Annotated in this window: 17 protein-coding genes and 1 pseudogene; 7 read left to right on the forward strand and 11 right to left on the reverse strand. The window is 50.3% G+C overall.

Translation table 11 applies throughout. The annotated features are described in order from the left end of the window. Positions 1-100 precede the first annotated feature (100 nt). Positions 101-1,207, forward strand: a complete 1,107-nt coding sequence (aguA, locus tag ACFZPT_RS23800) for an agmatine deiminase (protein WP_034095384.1) — start codon at positions 101-103, stop codon at positions 1,205-1,207. 237 nt (positions 1,208-1,444) lie between these two features. Continuing rightward, positions 1,445-1,687 (forward strand): hypothetical protein, encoded by a 243-nt coding sequence (locus tag ACFZPT_RS23805; RefSeq protein WP_034095385.1) that lies wholly within the window; start codon positions 1,445-1,447, stop codon positions 1,685-1,687. Here ACFZPT_RS23805 and ACFZPT_RS23810 read toward each other — a convergent pair. Continuing rightward, entirely contained in the window at positions 1,684-3,771 is a 2,088-nt protein-coding gene (locus ACFZPT_RS23810) for a TonB-dependent receptor (RefSeq protein ID WP_379555806.1), read from the reverse strand. The genes ACFZPT_RS23805 and ACFZPT_RS23810 overlap by 4 nt on opposite strands. A 409-nt stretch (positions 3,772-4,180) precedes the next feature. Between ACFZPT_RS23810 and ACFZPT_RS23815 the strand changes: the two genes are divergently transcribed. Next, positions 4,181-5,473, forward strand: a complete 1,293-nt coding sequence (locus ACFZPT_RS23815) for an OprD family porin (protein WP_034095387.1) — start codon at positions 4,181-4,183, stop codon at positions 5,471-5,473. Positions 5,474-5,547: 74 nt separating this feature from the next. Here ACFZPT_RS23815 and ACFZPT_RS23820 read toward each other — a convergent pair whose 3' ends face one another. Further along, on the reverse strand, positions 5,548-7,677 hold the full coding sequence (locus ACFZPT_RS23820; RefSeq protein ID WP_099312085.1) for a M48 family metallopeptidase: 2,130 nt from the start codon (positions 7,675-7,677) through the stop codon (positions 5,548-5,550). 323 nt (positions 7,678-8,000) lie between these two features. On the opposite strand from ACFZPT_RS23820, the pseudogene ACFZPT_RS23825 reads away from it, so the two are divergent. The 3 genes and pseudogenes from ACFZPT_RS23825 to ACFZPT_RS23835 form a co-directional block, all read left to right on the forward strand. Continuing rightward, positions 8,001-8,156, forward strand: a pseudogene (locus ACFZPT_RS23825) (transcriptional regulator); the annotation flags it as partial. Between the two features lie 271 nt (positions 8,157-8,427). Further along, positions 8,428-8,589, forward strand: coding sequence for a hypothetical protein (locus ACFZPT_RS23830; protein ID WP_158231129.1), 162 nt, complete (start codon positions 8,428-8,430; stop codon positions 8,587-8,589). A gap of 200 nt (positions 8,590-8,789) precedes the next feature. Next, on the forward strand, positions 8,790-9,116 hold the full coding sequence (locus ACFZPT_RS23835) for a colicin E1 family microcin immunity protein (protein ID WP_099312081.1): 327 nt from the start codon (positions 8,790-8,792) through the stop codon (positions 9,114-9,116). 848 nt (positions 9,117-9,964) lie between these two features. Here ACFZPT_RS23835 and ACFZPT_RS23840 read toward each other — a convergent pair. From ACFZPT_RS23840 to ACFZPT_RS23850, 3 genes are all read right to left on the reverse strand, one after another. Then, entirely contained in the window at positions 9,965-11,323 is a 1,359-nt protein-coding gene (locus ACFZPT_RS23840) for a hypothetical protein (protein ID WP_379555808.1), read from the reverse strand. A 155-nt stretch (positions 11,324-11,478) separates the two neighbouring features. Then, on the reverse strand, positions 11,479-12,291 hold the full coding sequence (locus ACFZPT_RS23845) for a putative phage abortive infection protein (RefSeq protein WP_379555810.1): 813 nt from the start codon (positions 12,289-12,291) through the stop codon (positions 11,479-11,481). Between the two features lie 259 nt (positions 12,292-12,550). Further along, positions 12,551-13,105, reverse strand: a complete 555-nt coding sequence (locus ACFZPT_RS23850) for a hypothetical protein (RefSeq protein WP_379555812.1) — start codon at positions 13,103-13,105, stop codon at positions 12,551-12,553. Positions 13,106-13,920: 815 nt separating this feature from the next. Between ACFZPT_RS23850 and ACFZPT_RS23855 the strand changes: the two genes are divergently transcribed. Continuing rightward, positions 13,921-14,043 (forward strand): hypothetical protein, encoded by a 123-nt coding sequence (locus ACFZPT_RS23855; protein ID WP_379555881.1) that lies wholly within the window; start codon positions 13,921-13,923, stop codon positions 14,041-14,043. 88 nt (positions 14,044-14,131) lie between these two features. Here ACFZPT_RS23855 and ACFZPT_RS23860 read toward each other — a convergent pair whose 3' ends face one another. From ACFZPT_RS23860 to ACFZPT_RS23885, 6 genes are all read right to left on the reverse strand, one after another. Further along, positions 14,132-16,600: a DEAD/DEAH box helicase gene (locus ACFZPT_RS23860; protein ID WP_379555813.1), complete on the reverse strand. Its 2,469-nt coding sequence runs from the start codon at positions 16,598-16,600 to the stop codon at positions 14,132-14,134. A gap of 1 nt (position 16,601) precedes the next feature. Beyond that, a complete protein-coding gene (locus tag ACFZPT_RS23865) occupies positions 16,602-17,408 on the reverse strand; it encodes a hypothetical protein (RefSeq protein ID WP_379555815.1) in 807 nt (268 codons plus the stop codon). Further along, positions 17,363-17,644, reverse strand: coding sequence for a hypothetical protein (locus tag ACFZPT_RS23870; protein ID WP_379555817.1), 282 nt, complete (start codon positions 17,642-17,644; stop codon positions 17,363-17,365). The genes ACFZPT_RS23865 and ACFZPT_RS23870 overlap by 46 nt, the downstream gene beginning before the upstream one ends. Positions 17,645-18,674: 1,030 nt before the next feature. Further along, a complete protein-coding gene (locus ACFZPT_RS23875; protein WP_099602149.1) occupies positions 18,675-19,004 on the reverse strand; it encodes a hypothetical protein in 330 nt (109 codons plus the stop codon). A 1-nt stretch (position 19,005) separates the two neighbouring features. Then, positions 19,006-20,340: a tyrosine-type recombinase/integrase gene (locus ACFZPT_RS23880; protein ID WP_379555819.1), complete on the reverse strand. Its 1,335-nt coding sequence runs from the start codon at positions 20,338-20,340 to the stop codon at positions 19,006-19,008. Positions 20,341-20,678: 338 nt separating this feature from the next. After that, positions 20,679-21,095 carry a transposase gene (locus ACFZPT_RS23885; protein WP_379559090.1) on the reverse strand — a complete coding sequence of 139 codons (417 nt, stop codon included), beginning with the start codon at positions 21,093-21,095 and terminating at the stop codon, positions 20,679-20,681. Between the last annotated feature and the right edge of the window lie 51 nt (positions 21,096-21,146).

Below are 21,146 nucleotides of genomic sequence, written 5' to 3' on the forward strand. Positions count from 1 at the left end.
ATTAGGCCGGATGCTTCAGGCTGAAGCCTCTTAACTGCTTTTAAAGCCGATTTTTATCCGTTATAAAGTCGGCCATCACCCCTTCGGAGCACCGAACGCCATGACCACTTTGCACAGCACTCCCCGCGCCGATGGCTTCCATATGCCCGCCGAATGGGCGCCACAGACCCAGACCTGGATGATCTGGCCTGAGCGCCCGGACAACTGGCGCCTGGGTGGCAAGCCGGCGCAGGCGGCCCATGTGGCCGTGGCCAAGGCTATTGCGCGGTTCGAGCCGGTGACGGTGTGTGTGTCCGCCGGCCAATACGAAAACGCGCGGGCGCGTTTGGATGTACCGAATATTCGCGTGGTGGAAATGTCCAGCGATGACGCTTGGGTACGGGACACCGGCCCGACCTTCGTGATCAACAACAGCGGCGAAGTGCGCGGCGTCAATTGGGATTTCAACGCTTGGGGCGGTTTCGACGGCGGCCTCTACGCGCCGTGGAACCGTGACACACAGGTGGGCGGCAAAATCCTTGAGATCGAGCGCGCCCCCCGTTACCGCACCGAAGGTTTTGTGCTGGAGGGTGGTTCGATCCACGTTGATGGCGAAGGCACCCTGATCACCACCGAAGAATGCCTGCTCAACCGCAATCGTAACCCGCACCTCGACCGCGCCGAGATCGAAGCGGTGCTGAGCGCCAATCTGGCGGTGGATAAAATCATCTGGTTGCCGGACGGCCTGTTCAACGATGAAACCGATGGACATGTGGATAACTTCTGCTGCTACGTGCGCCCGGGCGAAGTGTTGCTGGCCTGGACCGATGACCCGCAAGACCCGAACTACGCGCGCTGCCATGCCGCCATGGACGTCCTGCAACGCAGCACCGATGCCCAGGGCCGCTCGTTTACAGTGCACAAAATGCCGATTCCGGGGCCCTTGTTTGCTACCGAAGAAGAATGTGCCGGAGTCGACCCGGTGGATGGCTCCCAGGAACGTAATCCGACCGTGCGGTTGGCGGGTTCCTACGTCAACTTCCTGATCGTCAACGGCGGCATTATCGCGCCGAGCTTCGACGATCCGCTCGACCATGAAGCCAAGCGCATCCTGCAGGACCTGTTCCCGCAGCATGAAGTGGTGATGGTGCCGGGTCGTGAATTGTTACTGGGTGGCGGCAATATTCACTGCCTGACTCAACAGCAACCCGCGCCGCACAAAAACTGAGTGCGGTTGTAACAGCGCTTCAACGACGACCTGGCGCTACGCGCCTCCAGCGTCCAAGGCAAGCCCGCGGCCCTACTAGCCCGCGGGCTTTTTTGCGCGCGCAGGCCCCTGAACCTGGCGCATTGGCATAGCTCTTGTATCGGTTTTGCCATAGCAGTGGCCCAAGGTGATGACTGCGCAGTTCTGTCATAAACCTTGAGTAAGTTAGCCGCTCACGCAGTCGGAGAGAGCGCTGAAATGAACGTCGAAATCAACCCCATGCGCGCGCGCCCGCTTCATCCTTCACGGGTCGACAGTGACGCCATCCATGCCCTGGCGCTCTGGTTGAAGGAAAACAGCGCGCGGCAGGTCAGGCAACCCGACCTGCGCAGTGTCTTGAGTGAACGCTACCCGCAGGGGTTGTTCAGTGAGGATGAAGTGCACGCGCTGTGCGAGCTGATGCACAGCACGCTCACCCCCATACAGGCTTCCAGTCTCTAGAAGCTATAAGTGCCCGTCACCACCAGGCTGCGCGGATCTCCCGGCTGGATCTGCGCAACGCTGGTGGCCGACGCGTAGTAGGTTTTGTCGGCGATGTTGTTCAGCGCCGCCGTCACATCCCACGTCTTTTGACGAAAGCCGGCCAAGGCGTTCCAGCGGCCATAGCCTGGCAGGACCACGGTGTTGAGGCTGTCGGCATAGCGGTCGCCGACCAGCGTCAGGCCGGTTTCTGCGTACCAGCCCATTTCCGGTTTCCAGGTCAGGAACAGGCTGGCGTTACGTTTGGCCACGTCACTGACGCGCTTGCCTTCAAAGCCGTTGTTGTCCTTCTCCACCTTGGCATCCTGCAGGCCTACACCGCCGCGAACATACCAGTTGCCGCCGATCTTGCCGGTGGCTGTCAACTCCACGCCTCGTGAGCGCTGCAGGCCGCTGAGCAAGGTGATGGAGCGGTCGAGCGGATCGCTGGTACGGCGGTTGTAGAGTTCCAGTTCGTATACGGCCAGGGTGGTGCTCAAGCGATCGTCGAGCCAATCGCTTTTCACGCCGATTTCTTTTTGTTTGGTCAGTTCGGGGCTCAGATCGTTGACGCCGCCGGATGCGTTTGGGGTGATGCCGATCAAACCGCCACCCGCAGGAGAAAAGGTCTTGCTCCACGAGGCGTAGAACGAGTGGTTTTCCAGTGGCGTCCACACCAGGCCAAAACGTGGGCTGGTACTGTGATTCTTCACCGCTTGTTGGGTATTCAGCAGCTTGTTGGTGGTGTCCACCTCGAAACGGTCATAGCGCAAGCCAGCGAGCACTTGCCATTGATCGTTCAGGCGCAGTTGGTCTTGCACATACAACGCACGGCTATCCACTTCGGTGTGGTTATTGCTCGACGCGCTCATGCGCCCGGTGTGGCTCAGGTGGCGATCAGGCTGGTTGAGGTCCAGATCTGGCACGGCCTGGCCCCCACGGTTCACGGCGGTGGCGGTGTACAGCTTCGGATCGCGATGCTGGCTGCCCAGCTCAAGGCCCGTGAGCACGCGGTGTTCCAGGCCGTATGTGCTGAAACCGCCCTCCATTTCCAGGTTATTGAACACATTGCGAGTGGTCAGATCCTGCTGCCAGCGTTGGCGCGTCACGCGGTTGGTCGCAGCGGTGTAGCCGGTCTGGTAGGTGTTGTCGAAATCGCTGTCGAGTTTGAACACGCCCAGGGTGTGGCGCAGTTGCCAATTGTCATTGAGTTCATAGGCGAGTTTGGACCGTAAGGACTGGGTTTTATCGTCGATGTAGTCGCGGTTATCAAAGTAGGTAGTGCTGCGGCTTACGTCGGCAGGGCGGCCGTTGACACCGGGAACGCCGCGGTCCGGGGTGCGGTTGTAACGACTGTATTCGTACTGCACCAGCCAGTTGAGGTCCGGGGTCAGTTGCCAACTCATGGACGGCGCAAACAACTGACGACTGCCGCTCACGTCGTCGCGGAAACTGTTGTTGTCCTGGTTGCCCATGTTCAGGCGCAGGCTGATGTTATCGCTGGGGTCGGTGCTCAGGTCGGCGTACACACTACGCCAATCATTACTGCCACCCTGGACTTCGAGGGTTGAGGCGCGCCCAGCCGAAGGCAATTTGCTTACGCGGTTGACGATACCGCCCTGGCCGCCACGTCCGTAGAGCACTGCCGCCGGCCCTTTAAGCACTTCGATGCGTTCGATGTTGTGCAGGTCGCGCACGTATTGGCTGTCGTCGCGAATGCCGTCCAGGTAGAAATCGTTACTCGCGTCGAAGCCACGGATACGCAAGCTGTCGAAGCGTGTGTCGGCGCCACTGCTGACGTTGGGAATACCGCTGAGCGCTTGGCCGAGGTCATTGGTGCCATAGGCGCGCAGATTTTCCGTCTTTACCGAGTCGATGGCCTGGGGTACGTAACGCACTGGCGTTGCCGTGCGGGTGGCAGTATTGGTGGCTTTGACGCGCGGGTCGTCTTCGTCGGCGTCGGCGCTGATCGATGTGGCGGGTAAAGTGGTGGTGGCGCAGGCGAAACCGGCAGACAACAGTACAGAAAGCCCAAGGGTGATGGGCGTCAGGCGAGGGGCGGGCATGGAGAAATGCATCCAGAAGGTTTTGGAAAAACAGTGCGCCAATGGTAATGCTTTGCATTTGCGTGCGTTATCCATTACTAAACGTATCCACCATGAGATATGTTACTGGATGTGTTTACAGACGATTGGAAAGCGTTTTTTTGTCGTTTTCAGATATGCCAGCGACAGGCTCTTAGAATTATTTCGCCTAAATACAGACGATTCGCGAAATTGACACATAGTTCAACGCGCGACTAGGATTGCGCCCAACGCCTGTGGCTAACCGCCATGACTCTTCCAATAAAAAAAGGCCCGCGGCATGTTCAGTCGTCCGCGGGCTTTCTTTTTTCTGGAAAAAGTCGATATCAGAAAGCGACATGGAGCCTGGTATCACAGCGCGTACTCAACCCGTAATAAGGAATACAAGAATATGTTGAAGCAACGGATGAGTCTGATCGCTCTGGGGATTTTGAGCGCATCGACAGCAATGGCTAATGACCAAGACCAATCCAAGGGTTTTGTCGAAGACAGCCACCTGAATATCGCCGCACGTAACGCTTATATCAGCCGTGACTACAAAAACGGCAAGCAAGACAAAGCCGAGTGGGGCCAGGGTTTCATCGGTAAATTCGAGTCCGGCTTCACCCAGGGCACCGTCGGTGTGGGTGTGGACGTGATCGGTCAGTACGCTATTCGCTTGGACGGCGGTAAAGGCCGCAGCGGCGCTGGCGGCATCGACTTCTTTAAGCAAGGCGATAGCGGCTCGGCCGCAGACGACCTGGCCAAAGGCGGCGCTGCCGTGAAGTTCCGGGTGTCCAACACCGTGCTCAAGTACGGTGATCAGTTCCCTAACGTCCCGGTTCTGGCCTACGACAACTCCCGCCTGTTGTCCGAAACCTATACCGGCACCTCGATCGTTTCCAAAGAGATCGAAGGCCTGCAACTGGACGCCGGTCACTTCACCAAGGAAGCGCGTAAGAGTGCTGAAGGTACCGATAGCGGTAACCTCAAGAGCATCAATTACCTCGGTGGTAGCTATAAATTCACCGAAAGCCTGTCCGCCGCTCTGTACGCGTCCGATATGGAAGACGTGCTGAAAAAGCAATACGTCAACGTCAACTACGTGCTGGCCTTGCCAGAAAAGCAGTCGCTGACCTTTGACTTCAACGGCTACAAAACCAAGCTGGACAAGAGCTTCGCCGAACAGCGCGGCGATGCCGATGCCCGTGATAACAAAATCTGGAGCCTGGGCGCTACCTGGGCTGTCGGCCCACACAGTTTCACCGTGGCCCATCAGCGCAGCACTGGCGATACCGGCTACCTGTATGGCGGCTACCGCGATAACACTCCGGACACCGGCTTCGGTGACGGCGGCAACACCATCCTGCTGGCCAACTCCTACTGGTCCGACTTCAACGGTAAAGATGAGCGCTCCTGGCAGGTCGGTTACGGCCTGGACTTCAGCACCTTCGGCGTGCCTGGCCTGACCTACAACGTGGCCTACGTGCGCGGCACCAACATCGATGACGGCTCCAACCGTGGCGATGGCACCGAGCGTGAAATCTTCAACCAGTTCAAGTATGTCGTTCAGAGCGGCCCAGCCAAAGACCTGAGCCTGCGCGCTCGTGCATCCTGGTTGCGCGTCTCCAACAACGCCAGCAACTACAACGTGGGCGGTAACGAACTGCGTCTGTTCGCTGACTACCCAATCAACGTGTTCTGATTGACCGCACGTTGCGCCTGATGTCAGGCGATAAAAACCCCCGACTGGTTCGGGGGTTTTTTTATAAGCGCCGATCAGTCCTGACGGCTTTGCAAGATGCTGCGCGCCAGCGACGCGTTCACGTAATCGGTAATCAGCGACAGCCCTTCATAAGGCGCGATCTTTCGGTTATCGATGCACAACTGCGCCATCTGCAACACCACCAGGCGCTTCTTCTTATTGAGTCGCACCCCCGGCACGCCGAACGCCGTTTTGCGCAGTTCGGGCAGCGGTGCTTCGTCCGTCAGTTCAAGCGTGAGCCAGATGCCTTGGATCGGTTGCAGCGACACATTGGCGATATGCTCAATCGGCAGCGGTTGCGCCAGGTTGGCAAACACAAAATGCTCCGGCGTGAGCCGCAGCGCGATCTGCGGCGCGCGTTTGTAACGGCGCACGCCCAGCCACACAAAGATCAGCGCGATGCTGGCGATGGCCGCGCCGGCACCTAAGGTCGACAGCGGCGTGCCTTTCACGCGCGATGGATCAAGCCAATGCAGACTCATAATCAGCAGCCCGAGTACCACAAACGGCACCGCCAGTACCGTCGTGATCAGGGCGCGCCGCCGGCCACCCTCGTGCAAGGCGTGTTCGCCCTGAGCGGAAGCGGCCAGTGTTTCCAGCAGTTCGGTTTGTGCCTCGTCTTCGGCGACCACGGCCTGGATCAAGTCGTCGGACAGCTGTTCGCTAAGCGCTGACACCGAACTGAAAAAAACCGCCAACTGCGCCTGCGCCGCCTCGACATCCACCGCGCGGGTAGCGTTGCGCGTGGTCTCATCCAGCGACACGTTCAGGGCTTGCAGGCGTTCGCCGTTGGAAGGGTGGGAGTCGGTTGGGTGTGGTTGGTGAATGTCCAGTGCGTCAGGCGGTAGTTGCAAGGCTTGTTCGCGTAATACAATCAGCAGGCCCTGGGTCAGGTCTGCTGTCGACGCCGTCTCGCACAACGTGATCAACGCGTCCTCTAGGTGCGGTTGCAACACCGAAACGCGCAGCAAGGCCGAGGCTGCCGCCCCATTACCCGCCAACCGCGCGCCGGCGGCATCGGCCAGCAGTTCGCGCTCGCGACTCCAGTGGTTCACCGCGTGGTCGAAGCACTGTATGAAAAACACCCCGAACAGAAACGACGGACGCATCAGCCACCCTTGGATCAGATCGCTGGCCAGCAATGTCTCTTGCAGCGCCTCCAGGCTGCGATTGACCCCATCGTAGATCGGCAGAAAACGCAGGCTGTACTCCGTGTCCTGCCCCACAAAGTGCGCCAGCTCATGGCCAATCACGGCATTGATTTCCGCCGGATCCAGCAGCCCCAGGTACGGCAACGGCACATGCAACGTCCGCCCATGCAGCGAGGAGTGCGCCGGCAGCAATGTGGCGTCGCTGGACGTGACGTAAAAGCCTTGGGCCAAGCTCACCACGATATGGTCGGGCGGCAAAGCACCGAGCCGCCCCGCCAATTCACTCACCAGGCGCCATAAACCTGGAGCCTGTACGGGCGCAACTTCCCGCGCGAAAATCTCCATGGGCGCCGGCGTGAACATCACCAGCATGTGGCGCAATTGCCGCAGCAGCAGCCAGATGGAATACAGGCAGAACGCCGCAACCACCCCCAGCACCGCCATCAGCTTGACTTCACCACTGCCCAACCGGCCTACATGCCACATCCCCAAGCCTTCGAAGCACAAGGCTAGCGCCACTGCCGCCGCCATCGCCACCACATGGCTCACCAGCCCATAAGGCAACAACCGACTGCCTTGGGTGAACACGCGCAGTAATGTTTCTCGCGATTGCAACGCCCGCCGTCCCGCCCAGTGCGTCCCGGCCAACGCCGCCAGGCCGATCACCGCCGCCAGCAAACCGAACCCCACCACCCACGGCGCCAACCCGCGCATCGCCCGATTCACCCGATGAGCCGTGGGTAACTCCGCTTCGATCTTTTCCAGGCGCGAGAGCGCCAACTGCACGCTGATCTTCTCATTCGGCAGATCGACACTGGCCATAGGGTTCCTCGCCGCCAGCGCCCGCAGTTGCTGTTTCGCAATGCTCACATTGCTGTGGTAATCGATCATCGCATTGCTCATCTCCTCCGCGCGCTGTCGCTCCCAGTTACCCAGGGCAGCCAACAGCAGCGGGAAAATCACCAAAAGAGCGATGAGTTTTAGAGCGTTCATGGGAATCCGTTCGTGACGCTGGGGGATGTTGGTTATACCGAAAAGGGTTGGGGGTGGGCAAAGTGCTTTGGCGGTCACCTCGCTGACCGAGGCCCTTATGCATATCGATCAACAGTCCTCACAGCCGGATATCTGAAAACAAAGGAATTGCCAAACGCCAACGGACTTCCTCTTCACTCCTTTAGTCGAAATTGTGCGAGCTATTGATGCTGTAACCGGTGCTATCTGCTGACACCTTCTCCCTGGCGAATCCGTTTCCGGCGCCTCAAGAGGCTTCCACGTTGGCAAACTAAGCGCACTCCATAAGCGCTGACGCGACCGACTCAAGGCACGGGGAACTGAAATTCATGTCAACTTTCACAACATTTGGCATGCCTCTCGACACTACTATGGAGTCGCTGCGTATTGAGGATCTGATTCCTGCCGATGCGAGAACCTGGGAATTCATGGGCCGAGCCTATGAACAATTGAAATGCTGATGCCCCTTATCTTCGGTTCAATACAGTTATATAGGGGTTGTTCACCAGACGCTTAGTGCGCCAATTAAAGCGGGCGGAGGATGAAATACCGACTGATGCGCCGCATTCCCATTGCTTTTCGCGCCTTGGTCAACTTGCTGACGCAGATATCCGGTGTATTTCAGCAGCGTCGGCCTATCAATTTGTCGTGCATCGTTAATTCTTGATGCGCGCACCGATGCCACCGGCCACGCCGACATCGCCTGGGCGGTAGTGCGCGCGCTGGCCCACCGTGAAGGTAGCCCTGGAAGAACCCAAGCCACCCGCCACCCGCAAGCACCGCAAGGTCAACGCGTTCAGCCTCGGCGAATTCGAGTCGGCGGCGGACGAGGAATACCAGAAGGCTCAGATTGGCGTGAACGAAGGCATGGGAGCTTCTGGTCGCTGTTCGTGAACATGCCGGGGGGCTAGAATTGCTATCCTATCTTTAACTATTTTTTGAGTATTTAGACTTTAGATGTGTCGCATTTTTCGCACTGTTGTCATATTAGAAGAATTTCTAGTCAGCTGTATGACGACGAGGGGGGGTAAAAATAGTCGATTATTCATAGGAAATATCAATTTTTGGTATTAGTGCATGGAAGGACGTTGGGCATGGAAAAAAGCTACTATTTGAAAAATCTAATTATTGGGCTGGTATTGTTTTCGATTGGCACATTCGAATTTAAATCAGATGCTAATGCAGTAATGTTTTTTTTGATTTATGGCATTAATGCGTTTTTGTTTCCGTTTGCCAAGCGTCTAGTCGAAGACTTGGTGTTTCGTTATACATCTAAATATTTTTGGAGGTCGGGTCCGTTAAGGACCGGTGCTGCAAATGGCGGGTATGCGCTTTTATATGGTTTTTATTTTGCGCTGGCTGTTCCTCTTGGTTTATTGTTTTTAATAATGTTATGTATCAAGAAAAAGTCCGCCGTATAGGCGGACTTTTTTATGGGGTTGCTATGAGGTTTTTATTTTTCTCACTAATGCATCGTAAATTAGAGCGTCCGTGGTAGCGACCAAGCGCCAGAATGCCCAGAGGATTTGCTGCGATAACCCCAAACACCTCACTAACTTGGGCTATTGCTGCGACGCTAAGTGAAAACCGAGTCAGCCCCCCCCTCTATTCTCCCGTTAGGTGCGCTTTCTGTGGTTGAGGCTACTCAAATAGTACGTTTTCATCAGCTTGCAGACAGCGTGCGAGCTGATGTTTCGTCTGGTGGGGGCTTGGCTATAAGGTTTGTCGACCATGAGTCATGGGGAGACTGCGGGGATTTTGGAAACCGCGATTGAAGTTGGAACTCAGCTTGTCCCGGCGGCAGCGTATAAAAAACCGATACAAAAATGAGTTTGGACGTTTTATGGACGTTTTGACGAAAACGAGACATAGGATTCTCGCCGTTTCCCAAACCCCAGAAACCACAAAGCCCCGCATTGCGGGGCTTTGAGATATGGTGCGGCACCAGGAGTCGAATCGAATGGTAGTTTATTGAAATTTAATATAAATGTAATAACTAGCCTACAAGTATACCTCTAAAAGTACCCGATTGTTGCTTGCCATAGTTTATGGTGGAGCATAGGCTGTGCTCGCAATAATAAATATGTATGGTTGAGTTAATTTTAGTGGTTGGCAGATGGCGAAAAAATGGTTTGAGCTCTCTTTGTTGAGAAAAAAAGGCGACAGATTACCTGTTAGGTAACCTAGGGGTAAAACTTTCTACTGCTGTCGCCAGTTTGTAGACCCTTCTTTTCTTTGTTTGGACTTACACAAATTAAAGGCGAATTGATTACCAATTGTCCACTGGTTGGGAATCCTGCAAGATAAGAGATCGATAATGATGGGCGTGTAGTGTTGGTGCATAAAGTGGATTGAAGTTTTCACTTTCTCTCAAGAGTAACGAGTACCTGTGATCTTTTGATTCATGTTTGTGAGATAGATCGCAATTAAGCCCGAGTGGCTTCAAGAACTTCTCATTGAACTCGTGGGAGTCGGCTCCGGACATAAATATCATCGATTCGATCGATGGTCCTTCAACAATATTTGCTGATCCACTAAGTGCCTCGAAGCCAAATTTCGAAATAGCGCAATATAGTTTGATGTGGAACTTGTTTTTCTTTATTGTGCCGTCAATCGCTTGTGAACTCAGTCCAAGCTCTTGCAGCTTGTTGTAGTCAATTCCTGATATGCTGCTGTAAGCTTTCTCAAAAAGTTTCACCTCAGAGGAGCGGGTTACAATTTTTGTTTTTTCTGGTGATATCTTACGCACCACGTTTAGCCAGTTTTCTACCCTCTGCTCACTTTTAAGGTACTGATGGCCGATAAATGGAGTTATTAAATATATGTCGTCAAACAGAATTGCCCACCTGTGCTGTAGTTTTCTTAACCATTGCATGATTTGAGTTTTGGAGAAGCTCCCTGGTGTTAAGTGTCCTTGCAGATTTTTTGCGCCTACTATATTGATTAGCGCGAAATCAGTTTCTTTAATATTTGCCGATTCGCTATAGGGCTTGCTGAAGTATGATACGGTATCCAGTCCGCACTCACATTTACAGGGAAGCCTGACAATCTGATATTCCGGCCTAGGCCCCCCGCCGTTTGCCAGATACCAGTTTAGGTATCGATCAAATCCATTTGATATATTGTTGATTTGCCCGATAAGTATTTCATACGCTTTTTCATCTAAGCCGGCACCGCATTTATGACATGTATAAAGTGGTTCCCCGGTCGGGCTATAGTTATGGTCAAGTTCATGAAGTCCAATATCTTGCGCAAGATAGTCATCGCATGTGGCAATCTCGCCAGTTTCTAAATTTAAGGGCTCAGGCATACCCTCAAGAAAAGCATACTCAATTTTCTCAGCGCCTTCATAAGCATAGCAAACGTCGGGATTAACTACCTTTATTCTAGACAGTTTTTGACATTTAGTGCACTCAAAAGTCACCACTCCGTCTTCATCGAATTTTGGGATTAGTGCTCCATTGGGTAACGTAACATTAGATGTCAAGGCTTGCGTAAATACTATTACGCTTCTACATCCTTGGCATTGTATGTTGTATTTTTTTACATTTTCAGGCTCAATTAGCCGCTCTCGCATTTCTCTTAAATCATGAGTTCCAAATATTATTTTTCCGTTTTCAAATTTCATCCCTAAATCTCGTCGAGATGCTGCGGTTAAAAGAAGTATTACCTGTCGCGACGGCATGGTGTAATTAACGTCAACCTCGCTGCCGTCGTGCTAGGAGTAGATTTATTTCGCCGTTCTTGTCGATCCTAAAGATAAAGTTTGAGCGGTAATAAGTATTACGCAGTGCTGAGGCTTGCTTGGATTTCAAGCGCTTCCGAATTTTCGCCGAAAACTTTAGCCTTCATCAGCTTTAAGTCGGAATGATGGAGTAATAGTTTCACATCTAGGTTATCAAACAACGCGTAGTCTTCAGCGAATCTCATGAACTTTCCCCCTTTCTTGCTCAAGCAGTTATAGAAAAGAAAAACCAGTTCGTAATCCGATAGCATGGAGCGCACAATAGTTCCCAGATGTTTTTTGTCTACTCCGTCAGAGTTTTCAATAAACCTGAAAATTGAATACAAGCTTCTGAAGTATAGGCCTAAATCACCACGATGTGACTCAAGTACAGAGTTATATGCAAACTTGGAGGCCTCGCTCGTTATAGTGCCCTCTTTGCGAAAGCGAACGAATCGTAATCTAAGCTTCCTGCGCCAGCTCCGAAAGCAGTCTCTTCCCTGAATGACAACGGCATGACCATTCCTTGTTAAGTGCAGATCAAATCCTTGGACAATTTGCTGCTGCAAACTTAGCAAGTTGTAAAATTGCGATTCGATCTGTTGCCTATGAGTCTGAGCATGGCTCGACTTAATATCCTTTCTTTGAAAGTGAAGCGAAAGTAGTACGCCAGAAAATGCGAGTGCCGAGAAAAACGCATTAAGTGTTCCAAAGGCATCACCAAAAGTACCGCTGCGAACGCCTTTCAATTCTGAGACATCCAGTGAATCTGCGTATCCAGAATACAAAAAAGCGTAATATATAATGTAAAAGCTCAGGACGGAAAATATCCCAATGGATATGATAATTCCAGATCCTATTTTTTTGCCCACCAGAGTATCTCCATGTATATCGACCCAATGTCGGTGGCCCTTAATACTCCACCTGGAGCCAAAATGCCATTATGTCCCGATGCGGAAAAACGGGGTCAGACCACGATTTTCGATATTTAATTGAAAGCGTGGTCTGCCCCCTATTCACAGTACAGTAATTGGGTCAAAATGACCCTGTAAGGCAACCTTCATCGAAATATTATAGCGAGAGGTCGACACTAAAACGTTTTGGTTATGCAAAAACTCTCACCAATAGTAGTTAAACCCCGTTTACTCTTTTCTGATCCAAGATGGATATTATTTTTTCCGACAATTTCTTTTCTCTAGGGGATGAGATGAATTTTACAAAATCATCATTTTCATATGCGTGTAGATATTTTTCGGGGACTTCCGAGTCAAACAAAAACAGAAGCTGCTCTAGGTCTGGATGAGTTTCTTTCACTGTATTAAAATATTTTTTTGATGGCAGGCTGTAATTCCTTTTTACTTCAAGGCCTATTACGTGGCCGGAAAACTTTAGCAAAAAATCAACGCTATGATTTTTTGTATAACTAAACCCCTTATTTTTTTTCATATAAGCCTTTAATATTTGTTCCACCTTGCTTTCGAAGGCGTATTCTTTCTCGACAATTTTTTGTATTGCTCCGAGCTCGACTTTTCCGCTATATGATATTTTTTGCTCTTTTCCATTTGTATCTTTAACTATTAACTGTGTCATCTTGCCATCGAAGGTTTTTTTCAAGGCTTTTTTTGCCAAAACAGTAATAAGCGGGATGAGCAGCGCAACCGCTGTTGAAATAATAAGCTCATCCATTATAGTTTCTCCTTTGCCCACGTCATGATTAAACTAACCACGTATACGGCCCCACCAATTGCTAAGGGCATATCTAACACCCAAAGCTTTCTTATAGGTTGTTCGGTTGTTAGAAAGCAACTTCCAGCCCATAGAAACAAAAAAACAAAAACCAAAATCCATGTCAACCCTACGACCTGACTATCTCTGGTGGTCGTTAAAAAGCTATTAGGGTGACCTGGGATATTAATCTGTAGGACTTTTGGTTTAGTGAGTGGCATAAGAAAAGATAGTGCTGCAGCAGCTAGAGCGGGACCAGCAAATGAAGTGTTTTCTACCTTCATTATGTATTTCAAACCCCATTCGAAAGCTACAAGGATTAACGGAAATCCATACGTTATTAAAGAGTACATTATTTTCTTCGTGCTTAATCTGGTAGGGTTATGTATAGCTTATTTTTGTGAGAAGCGTGGGCACCTTCTCCTAGGTACGGACCATCCAGACGATAGCTCAACGCCACCATATAGTCTACTGCCTGCTTATGGCCGATTGCGATTTTCAAGATTTTTAGCTCGATGGATCATACGTTGGCAGATTTCTCGCCTGCCGTTGACATTTTGAGCTTTCCCTAAAGGAAATGTTGCGGAAGAGCCTCAAACCGATCGAGGCAAGGATGTAAGTTCCTCGTCAAAATGTTCAAACCCTAATAGCTCTGCTGCGCCTACAAATACCGGTCTCAAGGCGTACACGGGCGAAAAGGGGACTGATTTATTTTTTCTCTCTGTCCCGTCCTGAATAAGGTTTACACCTTCTGATCTGTTTTTCAGGAGGACGTAATGGAATCAGCTAAAAGGCGCAGTCAGCGCGACTACACGCTGACCTTTAAATTGTCGGTCGTCGATCAGGTCGAAAAAGGCGAGCTGAGTTATAAAGAGGCTCTGTACGAAACCCTGGAATAATCATAGTCGCCCGTGGCAATTGGGCCTCCAATTAAAAATTAGCAGGGACGACTTGAGAGAATTATTACATTCACGTAAAAATAAACCCCTATTGGATGTCTATGTATTTTCTTATTTCAAACTGAACAAGGTCATCTTGCGAGTTTACATAGTCAGCGAATTCGCTATTGAATTTAACCTCTCCAAGCTCACTTATTGAAATATTGCCTGTCTGCTTGTCACGCTCCAATTTATTCACCAAAGACCCACTAATGCCCATCTTGACGAATTCGGCATTTGTTTTTTTGTTGGTTCCGTAAATATGTAGATTGTACTCATTCTCAGTAATCAGTCTCAAGTCATGAAGGGCTTTCACGTATTCATTGAGTCTATAAGAGACAAAGTCACTTTCTATCTTAATTTTCACTAGCGCCAAGTTTACCAATTCTTTGTCTGTTTTTTTTGATAGATCTATGTATACATTGCTGCCATGTACGCCGTCGGCCCTGTTTTTGGCTATCTCGCCATAGGAACTTCCAATGAAAAACTCTTTTCCACTATCGATAAGTTTAATGCTGTGGAAATACTTCACTGTGTCTGATAAGTGATCTTTAAGATTTAGGCGATGGAGATTTCTTGTGAATAGTTTGTAGAAATCTCTAGCTTTTGGGTGCTGAAGGCGAAGAAACGCGGCATCTGAAATCTGATTTTCAAGAGCCTTGATAAAATATAAATACACTTTGTCAATTACGTCGGATGTTATCCATTCCTCACTTGAGGAAATTGTACCTAGGCGTCTTTCAAGTAAGCCAAAGACTCTCTCAGGATTATAGTACACAGAAGAAATGCCTGACTCCATAAGCGTGTGCTTTACTTTGCTAGACTCGTCCCCATCACTGTGTATCAAAAAGTCCTCTTTGCTCTGGATATATTCAAATTGATTAACTTTCCTCTCTAGAGTCTCTATACCATCTTGATCTATATTTTCGCGCGCTATGTCTAAGTCTTTAATGACTTGGCTCAAGTCGAAATTCAGCAGTAGAGGGTTTTCTATGTTGTCTTTAAATATTCCATTTTTTAGAAGTCTTATTTTATTTTCCATCTTTCCACCCTTCCGATTAAACTGGTCTGAGTTTACGAAATGTATAGGTGGAAGAAGTTTGTCGAGAGATTTTCTGCTGTCATCGAACACATCGTTAAGTCTATTTACCCTGCCAATCAAGTTGGTTAATGATTTTCCATCCAGATCGTAAGTGTTTAGAATAAATAGGTTGTCGATCGGCAGGTTAACTCCCTCTAGAATTACTGAATTCGCAATCAGGTATTTTAGCTCTTTGGTTTGTGAAAACTTGTGCTCCAAATATTCTTTTACTAAATCCGGGAGCTTTCCATGCAAATAAATCATCCCCTTTTTTATATGCTCTACGCAATAGAAGTCACTATGAACGTTGTTTGAAATGGTCTGAGATAAATCGCCGAGCACACTTGAGCCAATATATGGTAGCTCCTTGCTTATAAGCATGGAAAGCTCTTCAACTTTCTTCGGTGCTCTGAGGTATAGGAAGTTCTTCTCTTTCTTGTTTTTTATTATGTAGTCTACGAAACTCGACTCATTCCCTAAGCGATAAAACTCATTCATGAATCTATTGTAGGCGTGCTGTTCTCCATTTGATTTATATTCATAGATTTCTGGTTCTTTAATATTGCTTGCTATGCGCCGTTCAAAAAACTCCTGATTTTCATCAGTTTTAAGATTTTCTGTTTCAGATACCAAGGGTGATAAATAATAGTTTGTCGACTCCGGATTTCTAAGCCTATTCCTACGTATTAGCCTTGTTAGCAGAATACTTCTTCCATCCATTTCAAATAAGTTGTGGGCTTCATCAATTATCAGCAGCTCAAAAGATATATCTTTGTTTTTTAAGAGCCTGAGAGCACGCTCTTGAGTGAATATGGAAATAAAATTTCCTGCCCCATCATACATTTCATCATGAAATATAATGTGGCGGAGCGGGAAATTAGCTTTGATTAACTTGTAAGTTTGTATAAGGAGTGATTTGGTTGGTACGATGATTGCGGTTCTCTTGGGATTCCTTGCTTTTATTATATCTATAATTAATGTGCTTTTTCCAAAAGAGGTCGGCGCGATGTAACAGTTCTCCTTGCTACCGCTGTTAATTATTTGCTCTCGATATTTTTTTTGCTCGTAGGTTTCAGTTATGTGTTTGTTTAGAAATTTTTCCAACTGGTACTCTAAAGTGAAGTTTGTGCTTGTTGAATTCTCGGTTAATTTATTTTTTGATATGTACTGCGCTACCGGGTAGATCCCAAAATTTGAGCTTGCATCTAGTAGTGGTTGATAATAATTGTTATTAATCGCGCACTTCAAGGTTATATAGTATGCAATCTCAAAGTAGGGGGATCTTCTCTTGTCGCCACTGTATTCGTTAAAAAATACAATTGCACAGCTTAGGATGAACTCCAGCTCTCTATTGTCAAGCTGGATGTTTAGAGAGGTCTTCCTCATAACTTCTGAAAATAATTTATTGCTCTTGAGCCAAGTCAGGCTAATTGCCATTTTACTTCTCCAGGTATTCAACAAAGCTATTTAGGCTAGATTTTGTCAAGCACATAGCTTTAATCGTTTTTCCGTCAAAGCTTAATACGAAGCTGTTATCATTTAAGATTTCAGCGCTCGCTGTTGAGTCCCACACGCCATTTAGGAATATCGTTGAACATGTGATGATATTGAATTCGGTTATCTTGTTAAAGGTTCCTTGGTCAAACATATCCTGAAGATTTTTAATTTTCTTTCTGATTGATTTTTCCGTTCCTACATCTATATGGGAGGCATGGTTGTAGGCATTCTTCCATGGGTTGTTTTTACCTTTCTCACTTTTCCCAGAAACGTACTTTTCTAAATCGGAGTAGGCATGTTTAAGCTTATCTTTGTGACTGATTCTTTTACTGGATATAGAGCCGGATTTACTTTCAAGTAGATAGGTTTCAGAGTCTTTAGAGAAAAAACCATCAAACCCTTTTTTTATTGATCCTTCTTCTAGATTAAAGAATAGGAATTCCTGTTTGTAACCAATCATTCTTAAGTATAAATGAGCAAAAAGCTCCGCGGCTGCTCCCATTCGAGTATTGGTATCTTTATCTTCCAGAAATTTTCTCAGCCTTATTTTAACTAGGTCTAGCTCGCTGTCAGAGCTGCCCTCACATATCGATACCAAAAAATCATCAAGATATTTAGTTATTTTGGTATCCAACGATTCTATATTGATGACATGTAGTTCGTGTGTGGAAGATATTAGCTTTATTTCAACTGGAAGCATTTTTATAGCCCAGGTTTTTTCGCTTGGTAATAGGGGGGACGCTGCCATGGCCAGACCTCTCCAACAAATCGGTGGATCTGCGTGGTGCTGCCTAACGTATTTAGAGTGATATTGTGCAGCTGGAGATAGATGTGCTTGCCCGGCTTCCGGGCGAGCAGTCGCACCGAAAGTTCACCGTGATAGCCTTGGCTTAGCGGCCGCTTGAGCCGAGCGAGAAAAAATGCGCCCGGAAAAATCCAGTTCGGCATGCCCCAGATCTGGGCGATGATAGGGGTGAAGTCCATTTTTCAACCTCTCCAGAAATCCTTATCCACCCGCATCTTACCGAAATTTCGAGTAATGGCACGATAGTATTGCGCGATGCTGAGAAGGTGTGTGGTCGCGTTGAGATTTAGCCCCGTCTACCGACCAATGCCATGATCAAACTCCTCTCGAAGCGAAACCTTTTAAACCATCCCCACGTCATCCCGCCAAGAATGCTGAGTGTTATCAGGGATCAAGGCCCCTGCGACCTGTGAGGGTTGTCCACTAACGCGGGACTGGCGGCTCCTTACGACCGGGAGCTTGGGCATCTCATGATCTGGCCTCCTGAGCACTTCCGAGGAAGTGGGCGGGCGGAGGCTGCATTGGCTGACGAGACCAGCGCCGCGAGATCCTGAGTCGGGTGAAGGCAGTGAGGCGATGACCGGGGCATGCCTGACTGTCAGTCAGGTGCAGTCCATTCCCTGGGCTGCGGCACCATCATCTGCATCGCTGTTGCTGGTGACTTCGGTGTTTGTCACGCCGATTGTCACGAGGGGGAATGCCGCAAAGCCTTGTACGAGTTGGGCTGCAGCAGCGGTAGGAGCGCCCGTCTCTTTCCGGGAGAAAGAGACGGGCGCAGGTTGGCGCAAGGAAATGGCCAAGCGGATAGGTTGCTGCAGGGCAGCTATAAAGGGGTATGAGTTGCCGCAGTGGGCACTCTGGTAGAAGTAGGCATCCATCACATCGCTGTGACCGTGCGAGCCACCGGACGCTAATCGCACTTTGGGAGAACCACCACCGTGTGGCGTAGCCTTAAAGGTTCTGGCTACCTGGGTTGCTGTCAACGACAGCGCTTTGCCCGATATTTTCTACGCCTGTGGATAATTTGGGTCAAGGCTCGAATTTTCGGAAACTCTGCGGCTGTGGATGAAATTATCCACCGGTGGAAATCCGTGGTTTTCCACAGACAGTTGCGTGGGCTTTAGATTTTTTAAGTGAGGTCCATCCAAACAGGGCGGCTTTGCAGCCCTGTTTGGATGGACCCGCGTGGCAGAGCAGATTGCGAGAGTCTTACGGATGTACGCTTGCTTTACTGCGGCACTTTAAAAGCCAAAGCAGTGTAAGCACCGTCGGCCAAAACAACGTGTTAAGAATGTCGTGAGCGCTTGCCTGCCAGCGCCAGTATCCGAAGCTTCCAATATCGTCTCGCCGGTCTACCCACTCGCCAGCACACGCAATGATGAAAACAACCAGCCAGCCAAGGTATGGCCTGAATCGTCGGGTGCCGACGATCAACGTTAGATAGACCGCCATGCCCAAATAGATATGCAACGCATCTTTTGACAGCCCGGTTGCCGACACGATGGCGAGCTTGATGCTTTGTGCGGTTGAGATATCCATATCAATTCCTCCTCTCTGCGCCAATGCCAGGCTTCGCCTTTATCCGAGTAACGTTATCTCCAATCTGGTTGGCAAATTCGTGCGGAGTGACATGCTCCTGCCGGTTGGCCTCTAGGTACCGGCTCCACCAGTTCATGATCAGCCTGCGCTCCTCGATGAACTCGGCCTTGTGGATGTAAGCGGCGCGGACGTTGTTGCGCTCCTTGTGGCTCATCTGCCGTTCAATAGCCGTCTCCGACCACAATCCTGACTCGATCAGTGCGCTGCAGGCCATCGAACGAAATCCATGTCCGCAGATATCGGTTTTGGTGTCGTATCCCATCGTCCGAAGCGCGTTGTTCACGGTATTTTCGGACATGGGCTTCCAGGGTTTGGCATCCCCTGCGAAGACCAATGCGAATTTGCCTGTGAGTGCATGGATTTTTTCGAGTAGCGCCACTGCTTGCGGCGATAAGGGTACTAAATGGATGTCCCCTGCCATCTTCGTACCCCTTGTGGAAAAGGGTACGCCCTCCAACGCGGGCCGAGTGTCCGGTATCTCCCAGACGCCGCGCTTGAGGTCGAACTCGCTCCAGCGGGCGAAACGCAGCTCGCTGGATCGTACAAACACATGCAGCGACAGCATGACCGTCAGCCGTGTAAGTGCCCGGCCTTTGTAAGTGTCGATCCGTTCCTGTAGTTCCGGCAGTCGCGATAAGGGTAGAGCGGGGCGATGTACCACCCGCGGGGCTTTGATCAAGCCTTCGAGGTCGTAAGCAGGGTTTGCGGTGATAAGCCGGAGGCGTTTTGCCTCGCGCATGATGCTCTGCAGGTAGTTTTGTACCCTTAAAGCTACGTCTATCGTTCCGCGCTTCTTGATCGCTTCCAAGGGCTGCATGAGGTCATGGGTGTCGAGGTCGACAATGGCGCGGGCGCCGATCAGCGGGAACACGTGAGTTTTGAGGCGGCTCATCACTGTCTTGGAATGGCCTGGTGCCCACTTGGCCGACATTTCCGTATGCCAGTCGAGCGCAACGCTTTCAAAGGTTCTGCCTTTGATCACGGCTTTCGCCTTGGCTTGGTGCTTGGTCTCTATGGGATCAATGCCATCCGCCAGCATTCGCTTGACCTCCAAGCGCTTGCGGCGCGCATCGGCGAGGCCAACGACGGGGTAGTTGCCGAACGAGGTCAGTCCTTCGCGTCCGTCAGGTTTGACGTAACGGAGCCGCCAGCCTTTGCGGCCATTGGGTTGGACTAGGAGGTAGAGGCCATCGCCGTCGAAAAGCTTGTAGGCGCGGTCTGTAGGTTTTGCCAAGCGGCAAGCTGCGTCGGAGAGCGGAGCTGTGGTGCGCGACATAAGGGTACTCCCTTTTATCGAAGTGACCTGTATCCCAAACTCTACCCTTAAAACGGTTGGAATCCACCAGTTTCTGACGGAAACCGATGGAACGCCAAAACGAAAAAACCCGCCAGAAGGCGGGTTTTTCGGGGGTTCTAGAGATTTTGAAAGCCTTCTCTGGAACCTTGGATGGTGCCGGCACCAGGAGTCGAACCCGGGACCTACTGATTACAAGCTAGGTGCTCAGAACATACGAATCAATAACTTACGTGATTCATTGTTACGTACGGACACGCCAAAGCCCGCATAAACAGCGGGCCCTAGTTTGCTTGTTACGTGGGGGTTTAGGAGGCAGCCTAAGATGCGAGAACTCGACGTAGCATCTTTTCTGCTTCTACATCGTCCTTGCAATGGTAAATCTGCTTAGCCATCAAACGCATCGAAACTCCAGGTTTAACCTCTGCGTCGCCGTCCGCTAAGTCAACGCCAGCTAGATCCTCTTCCGAAGGCAGTCCCCCGGGGAATCGCACGATTACCCACACGTCCGCTGCGCGGAACGTTTTACCGGTTCTCGTTTCGACAGCTTCCATAAGTTGAGTGATTTTTGCAGCTCCCGCTCCGTACATAATTGCAGCGCCTAGCTTCGGGCTCAAGCGCACCCCAATCAACGGTGGGGCATTGTGGAAAGTTATATCGCAGTAGCCCTCGGTCTCTGATAACCGTACGAGCTGCTGCATATTGTGTTGCAAAGGGCTGATAGCATCGCCTGACATACCGTTTCCTTATCAGTGGTTGGCTGCATGCTGAGGCTAGCAGATGCCAGT

Source organism: Pseudomonas sp. MD330_10, assembly GCF_042610415.1.
Taxonomy (GTDB): Bacteria; Pseudomonadota; Gammaproteobacteria; order Pseudomonadales; family Pseudomonadaceae; genus Aquipseudomonas; species Aquipseudomonas rhodesiae.